This window comes from Kitasatospora sp. NPDC052896 (genome assembly GCF_044547075.1).
GTDB lineage: Bacteria > Actinomycetota > Actinomycetes > Streptomycetales > Streptomycetaceae > Kitasatospora.
In genome coordinates this window covers 61,068-69,305 of sequence record NZ_JBITZU010000025.1, presented here as the reverse complement: position 1 = coordinate 69,305, position 8,238 = coordinate 61,068, and the positions used below count along the sequence as shown (strand labels likewise).

The following is an 8,238-nucleotide window of genomic DNA, read 5'->3' as shown; positions in this document are numbered from 1 at the left end:
GCGGGGGCGGCTCGCGTGCTATTACCGGGGTCCCCCCCGGGGGGGGGGGGGGTCGGGCGGGGGGGGGGGGGGGGGGGGGGGGGGGGCCGGGGGCGCGGGGGGGGGGGGGCGGGCCCCCCCGCCGCGGTGCGGGTGCCGCTGTCAGCAGGGACCGTTGTCGGTCCAGACGCCCCAGGAGCCGCTCTGGCTCGGATTGTCGTTGGTGGTCCACCACTTGTTGGTGTAGAGGTGGCCCTGCCAGGAGACCTGGGTGCCGGGTGTGGCGTAGACCGCGGTGGCGGACCAGCCCGGCACGGTGCAGGTACCGGCCGGGGCGGTCGGGGTCGCGGTGCTGGTCGGCTGGCCGGTCGGGGTACCGCTCGGGGTCGGGGTACCGCTCGGGGTCGGGGTCGGCGTCGCGGTCGGCGAGGCCGGGGCGGTCGGCGAAGCGGCCGGCGGGGCCGGGCAGTTGGCGGCCGAGCCGTTGGTGGCGTCCACCATCTTGTCGAACAGCGCGGTCTGCGTGCCCAGGTCGTACAGCGAGAAGGCGAACGAGCCGCCGAGCCCGTTGCAGTGCAGGTAGTCGGCCTTGGCCTGGATCGACTGGGCGTCCTCACCGGACCAGAAGTTGGTCCCGTCGTAGAAGTACGCGGCCTGCGCCACCGGGTCCCAGTAGGTGTCGGCCGGGTTGTCGACCGTGCCGTTCAACTCCTTGTACATCCGGATCCCGTTGACGTTCCCGGACATCGCGGCACCGGCGGCCGGGCCGGTCGCGCTCTGGAAGAGCCCGTTGTCACCGCCGGCCGGCACGCCCGTCCAGCCGCGGTAGTAGAACGGCACCCCCATGTTGATCTTGTTGGCCGGGAAGCCGCCCTTGATCCCGTACTGCGGGTCGCCGACCGTCCAGGCCTTGATCGCCTCGTCGATCGAGTACTTGGCGTTGCCGGGCGCGACCGGGGTCATCGGGTCGTTCGGGTCCGAGTACAGCGCGGCCTGGTGGTTGGTCGGGCCGGTGGCGTCCCAGGCGCCGTGCATGTCGTAGGTCATCACGTCCAGGAACGTGAGGTACTGGCCGATCTTGTCGGTCTCGTAGTTCTGGATCTTGTCCTGACCGGCGCCGACCGCCGCGGAGAGCGCGTAGGTCCTCCCGTCGGCCCTGCCCTGGGCGTCCAGCTCGGAACGGAGTTCGGCCAGCAGCGCGGTGTAGTCCTGCTTGTCGGCCGGCGAGGCGTGGTTGCCGGTGTGGCCGCCGCCGCCCGGGTACTCCCAGTCGATGTCGAAGCCGTCGAAGATGCCGGCCGCCGAGCCCGGGCCGCCGTAGCCGGCGTCGGTCGGCAGGTCGCCCTTGATGAACATGTCGATGCAGGAGGAGGCGAAGGCCTTCCGCGAGGCGTCGGTCGCCGCCACGTCCGAGAAGTACTTCGAGTAGGTCCAACCACCGATCGACAGCAGGATCTTGAGGTTGGGGTTCTTCGCCTTCAGCTCCCTGAGCTGGTTGAAGTTGCCCGCGATCGGCTGGTTCCAGGTGTCGGCGACGCCGCTGACACTGGTGCTCGCGTCGTAGGACTTCTCGTAGTCGGCGAAGGCGTCGGCCGCGCCGTCCCCCGCGTTCGGGTTGTTGTCGTCCTGCGAGGCGGCCTTGGTGGCCTCGAAGCACTTCCCGCTGGTCGGGTCGATGTTCTCGAAGTCGTAGATCAGGTAGTCCAGCTTGCCGGCCTCGCCAGTGTCCTGGATGGTCTTCGGGTAGAACGCGTTGCCGTAGACCGACCACTGGTCGAAGTAGGCGACCTTGAGGCCGCCGCTGGTCGCCGCCGCGCCGGTGGTGTTCCCGGCGGTGGCGTTGCCCGCGGTCGTGGCCGCGACGGCGGCCTGCGCGGAGCTGCCGGCGGTCAGCGCGAGGGCGGCGCCGAGCAGCAGCGGGACCGTGCCGCCGAGGGCGAGCGCGACCAGCCCCTTCGGGCGGCGGCGCCGGGCCGGCTCGGTGGCCGGATCCGGTGGGAGGGTGCGAGAGAGCATCGTTGCGTCTCCTGACGGTGGGGGACTGCCGGGCCCGGGGGTCGGTCGGGCGGGGTGGGGCCGTCCGGCCATGGGCATGACAGAGAAGAAGCGTGCACGGTCCTACGGGCGGACCGGTGCAGGGAACGCCTGGACCGGCGCCAGCGACCACGGAACGCTGACACCGGCTCAGGGACTCCCTGCACCTGGGAGATTAAAATGGACTAGACCAACCCGCGCGGTCAAGAGCTGATCTCCGGATTGGGGCCGTCCCCGGACCGGCTCCACCCGTCCCGGGTCCGTCCTGAGATGTAGCCCGGGTGCATCCCGCGGCCCACGCCCGCGCTCGCCGCGCTCCTCCTCAGGCCACTCGTTCCGGGCCGCGGCGCCGCCTAGCCTGGCAACGACCCGCCCGCCCCGTCCCAGGGACCCTCCATGATCGAAGCCGTTGGCCTCACCAAGCGCTACGGCCCCCGAACCGCCGTCGCGGACCTGAGCTTCACCGTGCGCCCCGGCGTCGTCACCGGCTTCCTCGGCCCCAACGGAGCCGGCAAGTCCACCACCATGCGGATGCTGCTCGGCCTGGACACCCCGACCTCCGGGCACGCCACGGTGAACGGCCGCCGCTACGCCGAGCACGCCGCGCCGCTGCGCGAGGTCGGCGCGATGCTGGAGGCCCGGGCCGTGCACACCGGGCGCAGCGCCTTCAACCACCTGCTGGCGCTGGCCGCCACCCACGGCATCCCGCGCTCCCGGGTGGACGAGGTGGTCGATCTGGTCGGACTGCGCGAGGTCGCCCGCAAGCGGGCCGGCGGCTTCTCGCTCGGCATGGGCCAGCGGCTCGGCATCGCCTCCGCGCTGCTCGGCGACCCGGCCACGCTGATCCTGGACGAGCCGGTGAACGGGCTCGACCCGGAGGGCATCCGGTGGATCCGCAACCTGCTCAAGTCGCTCGCCGGCGAGGGCCGGACGGTCCTGGTCTCGTCGCACCTGATGAGCGAGATGGCCCTCACGGCCGAGCACCTGATCGTGATCGGCCGCGGCCGGCTGATCGCGGACACCTCGGTCGCCGAGTTCACCCGCAGCGCCTCCCGCGGCAGCGTGCTGGTCCGCACCCCGGACTCGATCCGGCTGGCCGAACTGCTGCGCGCGCTGCCCGAGGTGACCGTCAGCGAGGACCCGGCCGATGCCCGGATCCTCACCGTGGACGGCGCGGACAACGAGCGGATCGGCCGGCTGGCCGCCGAACACGGCCTGGTGCTCTTCGAGTTGACCCCGCAGCAGGCCTCGCTGGAGGAGGCCTTCATGGAACTCACCCGGGACGCCGTCGAGTACGAGGCCTCGGTCACCCCGTCCGCGAAGGTCGAGGAGGCCACCGCATGAGCACCGCCACCGTCTCCCCCCGCAGCTCCACCGTCGACGCCGTCGGCGGCAAGGTGACGCTCCCCCGGGTGATCACCGGTGAGTGGATCAAGTTCCGTACGCTGCGCTCGAGTTGGATCACGCTGCTGGCCGCCTCGCTGGCCACCGTCGGCTTCGGGCTGCTGATCTGCTACGTCACGGTCAACCGCTGGGACCACATGCAGCCCGACGAGCGGGCCTTCTTCAGCCCCGCCGACCAGAGCCTGCGCGGCTACTACCTCGCGCAGCTCGCGGTCGGCGTGCTCGGCGTGCTGGTGGTCACCGGCGAGTACTCGACCGGCATGATCCGTGCCTCGCTCTCCGCGGTGCCCAAACGGCTGCCGGTGCTCTGGGCCAAGGCCATCGTGTTCGGCGTGGTGACCTGGGTGGTCACCACGGTCTCGGTGGTGGTCGCGTTCCTGGGTGGCCAGGCCGTGCTCGCGAGCAAGCACCTGGACACCAGCTTCTCCGCCCCCGGCGTGCCCCGGGTGGTCTTCGGCACCGCGCTCTACCTCACCGCGATCGGCCTGCTCGCGGTCGGCATCGGCACCCTGGTCCGGAACACCGCGGGCGGCATCGCCACCGTCTTCGGCCTGCTGCTGGTGCTGCCGGTGCTGGCCGAGGCGCTGCCCAGCTCCTGGGGCGACGCGATCAGCCCGTACCTGCCCAGCCACGCCGGCGAGTCGCTGGCCACCCTGCACCAGGAGGCGCACACCCTGGCGCCGTGGACCGGTTACGGCGTGCTCTGCGGCTACGTCGCGGTGGCGCTGGTCGGCGCCGCCGTGGTGCTCAAGCGGCGGGACGCCTGACGGCCCCGCCCCGATGGACGGCCGCGCGCGGAACGCGGCAGGACGGAGAATGGCCCGGTGACCACAGCCGACCTCTCCCCAGCAGCCCTCGGGCGACGGTTCCCGGCCGTCGCCCGAGGGCTCGCCGGTCTGCGCGTCCGCGTGCTCACCGAGCGCTACCCGACCACCGTGGACCTGGGCTTCGCCCTGGTCGTGCTGACGCTGACCGCCGCACCGCACGGCCACTACCTGAACGGGCACCCGCTCCTCTGGGCGTTGCAGGCCGCCTTGGTGCTCCCGCTGACCTTCCGGCGCCGGGCCCCGCTCGCGGTCTTCGCGGCGACCGCGGCGGTCGCCCTGCTGCAGTGGTTGACCAGCCCGGTGATGCCGGCCGACATCACGGTGCTGCTCGCGCTCTACACCGTCGCCGCGCACTGCCGCTGGCGGCACACGCTGGCCGCCTACGCGGTGGCCGAGCTGGGCGTGGTGCTGGCGGTGAACCGCTGGTTCCCGTACCAGCTCAACCCCGACCCGGTGGAGAGCTGGCTCAAGGCCGTCTTCATGCTCTCCGGCGCCACCACCGCGGCCGCCGTGCTGGGCCTGAACATCCGGGCCCGCCGGGCCCAGCTGGTCGCGCTGCGCTCGCGGGCCCGCGAGCTGGAGCGGCAGCGCGACCAACAGGCGGCGCTCGCGGTGGCCGAGGAGCGCTCGCGGATCGGCCGGGAGATGCACGACATCGTCACCCACAACCTGTCCGTGATGGTCGCGCTGGCCGACGGCGCGGTCTACGCCAATCCGCACGCCCCGGAGAAGGCCACCGCCGCGATGCGGCAGACCGCCGAGACCGGGCGTCAGGCGCTCACCGACATGCGGCGCTTCCTCGGCGTGCTGCGCGCCGACGAGCCGGACGCCGCGCGGCACCCGCAGCCCGGCCTCGGGCAGCTGACCGCGCTGGCCGCCCAGGTGCGGGCCGCCGGGCTGCCCACCGAGCTGCGCCTCGACGGCGACTACGGCACGATCTCGCCGGGCGCCCAGCTGACCGCCTACCGGCTGGTCCAGGAGTCGCTCACCAACACGCTCAAGCACACCGCGCCGGGCGCCCGCGCGGTGGTCCGGGTGACCTGCTCGGCGGAGGCCGTCCAGCTGGAGGTGCGGGACGACGGACGGGCGCTCGGCGGGGGTGCGGCGCAGGCCGCCAACGATGCGGGCGTATCGTGCCGGTGCGGCGGTGGGGGTGGCCGCGCTCCGTCCGGCGCCGGTCACGGCCTGGCCGGCATGCGCGAGCGGGTTGCCGCGTACGGTGGGGAGCTGTCCGCCGGCCCGCTGCCCGGCGGCGGCTGGCGGGTCACCGCGGCCCTCGATCTCCGTCCGCAGCCTCAGGAGGTTCCACCGTCATGACCATCCGCGTCCTGCTGGTCGACGACCAGCCGCTGCTCCGGGTGGCCTTCACCCTGGTGCTGGACTCGCAGCCGGACCTGGAGGTGGCCGGCGAGGCCGAGGACGGCGCGGAGGCGGTCCGGCTGGCCACCCGGCTGCGGCCCGACGTGGTCCTGATGGACGTCCGGATGCCCGGCCTGGACGGCATCGAGGCCACCCGGCAGATCGTCGAGCAGTGCCCGGACACCCAGGTGCTGATCCTGACCACCTTCGACCTGGACGAGTACGCCTTCGCCGGGCTGCGCGCCGGGGCCTCCGGCTTCCTGCTGAAGAACGCCCAGCCCGACGAGCTGCTCAGCGCGATCCGCTCGGTGGCGGCCGGCGACGCCGTGGTCGCCCCCCGGATCACCCGCCGGCTGCTGGACACCTTCGCCTCCCAGCTCCCCGCCGACGGCGCCGGTCCGACCCGCAGCGAGCAGGCCGTCGAGGCGCTCACCACCCGCGAACGCTCCGTCCTGGTCCAGATCGCCCGCGGCCTCTCCAACGCCGAGGTGGCCGCCGAGCTCTACCTCGCCGAGGCGACGGTCAAGACCCACGTGAGCCGCATCCTGCTCAAGCTGGGCCTGCGCGACCGCGTCCAGGCCGTCGTCTACGCCTACGAGAACCACCTGGTCAGACCGGCCTGAGGCACTGCCTCACAGCTGGTCGATGGCGGTGGGGTCGATCACCGCCAGGCAGCTCGTCTCGTGCGCGTCCGCACTGACGACGGAGGCGCGCACGACGGTGGTGTCCGGCTCGGGGCGGTCCCGGTCCCGGAGGGTGAGGGTCGTCCCGCGCACCACGCGGAGACCCACGGGCGTCGTCCTTCGTCGCGATCGTCAGGGCACCGGGAACGAGATCGGCGCGGGCCACTCCAGGGAGTGACCCGCGCCGTGCCGCCGTCCCGCGTCACATGCTCAGGTACACGGCGCTGCCGATGCCCGCGACCATGCAGTAGATCGCGAAGGGGGTGAGGCTGCGGTTCTCGAAGTACTTGGTGAGGAAGCGCACCGAGACGTACCCCGCGAGGAAGGCGGCCAGCGAGCCGGCCAGCATCGGGCCGCGGATGGCGGCGTTCTCGGGGGCGAGCAGCTCGGGGGCCTTGAGCACCGAGGCGGCCAGGATCACCGGGGTGGCCAGCAGGAAGGCGAAGCGGGCGGAGTCCTCGTGGTTGAGGCCGCGCAGGATGCCGGTGCTCATGGTGACGCCGGAGCGGCTGATGCCGGGGAGCAGGGCGAGGACCTGGGCGGCGCCGATCCACATGCCCTGCCGGAAGGTCAGCTTGGTGATCCGGTGGTCCGACTCGATGGCCGGGTCGACGCCCGGGGTGTGCGCGATCTGCTGGCCGGCCCGGCGGCGGCCACCGCCGCCGCGGCGCAGCCGGTCGGCGCCGAGCAGGACCAGGCCGTTCAGCGCCAGGAAGATCGCGGACGGGACGGGCTTGCCGAGTGCGGCCTGCAGCGCCTTCTCGGCGACCAGGCCGGCGATGCCGACCGGGACGGTGCCGACGATCAGCAGCCAGGCCAGCCGCTGCTCGGAGGTCTGGATCCGGCGCTCGCGGATCGAGCTGATCAGCCCGCGGACCACCCGGATCCAGTCCTTGTAGAAGAACACCACCAGCGCCAGCGCGGTGGCCAGGTGCAGCCCGACCAGCACCGCGAGGTACGGCGACTTGGCGGCCGTCATGTTCAGGTCCTGCTGGACGTGCCCGCCTATCAGCGCCGGTATCAGGATGCTGTGTCCGAGACTGGAGACCGGGAAGAGCTCGGTGACGCCTTGCAGCAGGCCCACGCCGATCGATTCCGGGTAGGTCAGGGACATCGGCAGCACACCTTCAGCTCTGCGGTACGGAGTTCCGTCGGAAGCGGACAGCGTACCCAGGCGTGCCGGTGCAGCCTCAGGCCCCTGCCAGCGCGAACGTACTACAGTTCTGTAGACGTCCGGCGCCCAGGGACCGGGAATTCATCTGTTGCTCACCTACTGATCATGAGGCGCCGGCGCGCTCCGCCGCGGCGGCCTCCTTCAGGGCCCGCTGCCGCTTCGACACCACCGCCGCCGCGCTCGCGGCGCTCGCCACGAAGGCGACCAGGCCGATCGCCGCCCGGTCCAGCCGGTAGCCGGTGAGGTCGTCCAGCGAGTAGCGGCCGGCTCCGGAGAGGCCGACGGCCAGCCCGCAGGCGCCGAGCACCGCCGGGTACTCGTAGCCGCCCTGGGTGACGAAGAAGCCGCGCGAGAAGTGCACCGAGATCGCCCCGGCCATGGTGCCGGCCACGATCGCGCCGGCCGCCGGCGTGGCCAGGCCGGCGACCAGCAGCGCACCGCCGCCGGCCTCGCCGAGCCCGGCGGCCAGCGCGTTGCGGCCGCCCGGTTTGAAGCCCATCTGCTCCATGGCCCGCGCGGTTCCCTCCATGCCACCGCCGCCGAACCAGCCGAACAGCTTCTGGGCACCGTGGGTGAAGAGCACCCCGCCGACGGCCGAGCGGAGGGCGAGCAGCCCGAGGTCCTTGCGGTTGAAGCAGCAGCCCATGATGTTCCTCTTCTCTCCTGCTGGGCCCCGTGCGCTCCCATCCCAGCCGACGACTCGCGGCTCCTCGACCGGGGCAGGCCATCCGGGGGATGCTGGGTGGCAGCAGAAGTCGGCCCGGCCGACCGGCAGAGG

The 8,238-nt window shown here is 72.8% G+C and carries 8 protein-coding genes; 4 read left to right on the top strand and 4 right to left on the bottom strand.

Annotated features, from left to right (window positions below; all coding sequences use genetic code 11):
• Positions 1 to 141: 141 nt before the first annotated feature.
• Entirely contained in the window at positions 142 to 1,995 is a 1,854-nt protein-coding gene (locus ACIGXM_RS31375; RefSeq protein ID WP_396566865.1) for a glycosyl hydrolase family 18 protein, read from the bottom strand.
• 414 nt (positions 1,996 to 2,409) lie between these two features.
• Here ACIGXM_RS31375 and ACIGXM_RS31370 point away from each other — a divergent pair, with 414 nt between their 5' ends.
• From ACIGXM_RS31370 to ACIGXM_RS31355, 4 genes are read left to right on the top strand one after another with little or no spacing between them, the layout of a single operon-like run.
• On the top strand, positions 2,410 to 3,357 hold the full coding sequence (locus ACIGXM_RS31370) for an ABC transporter ATP-binding protein (protein ID WP_396566863.1): 948 nt from the start codon (positions 2,410 to 2,412) through the stop codon (positions 3,355 to 3,357).
• Complete coding sequence (locus ACIGXM_RS31365) at positions 3,354 to 4,184, top strand: ABC transporter permease subunit (protein WP_396566861.1); 831 nt, start codon at positions 3,354 to 3,356, stop codon at positions 4,182 to 4,184. Before ACIGXM_RS31370 ends, ACIGXM_RS31365 begins: the two co-directional genes overlap by 4 nt.
• 57 nt (positions 4,185 to 4,241) lie before the next feature.
• A complete protein-coding gene (locus ACIGXM_RS31360; RefSeq protein WP_396566859.1) occupies positions 4,242 to 5,561 on the top strand; it encodes a sensor histidine kinase in 1,320 nt (439 codons plus the stop codon).
• Positions 5,558 to 6,226, top strand: coding sequence for a response regulator (locus tag ACIGXM_RS31355; RefSeq protein ID WP_396566857.1), 669 nt, complete (start codon positions 5,558 to 5,560; stop codon positions 6,224 to 6,226). Before ACIGXM_RS31360 ends, ACIGXM_RS31355 begins: the two co-directional genes overlap by 4 nt.
• A gap of 9 nt (positions 6,227 to 6,235) precedes the next feature.
• Here ACIGXM_RS31355 and ACIGXM_RS31350 read toward each other — a convergent pair whose 3' ends face one another.
• The 3 genes from ACIGXM_RS31350 to ACIGXM_RS31340 all read right to left on the bottom strand — a co-directional run bounded on the left by ACIGXM_RS31350 (position 6,236) and on the right by ACIGXM_RS31340 (position 8,106).
• The gene (locus ACIGXM_RS31350; RefSeq protein ID WP_396566855.1) at positions 6,236 to 6,394 is read right to left on the bottom strand and encodes a hypothetical protein; all 159 of its coding nucleotides are present in this window, start codon (positions 6,392 to 6,394) and stop codon (positions 6,236 to 6,238) included.
• Positions 6,395 to 6,488: 94 nt separating this feature from the next.
• A complete protein-coding gene (locus ACIGXM_RS31345; RefSeq protein WP_396566853.1) occupies positions 6,489 to 7,400 on the bottom strand; it encodes an undecaprenyl-diphosphate phosphatase in 912 nt (303 codons plus the stop codon).
• A 163-nt stretch (positions 7,401 to 7,563) separates the two neighbouring features.
• Entirely contained in the window at positions 7,564 to 8,106 is a 543-nt protein-coding gene (locus ACIGXM_RS31340; RefSeq protein ID WP_396566851.1) for a DoxX family protein, read from the bottom strand.
• Between the last annotated feature and the right edge of the window lie 132 nt (positions 8,107 to 8,238).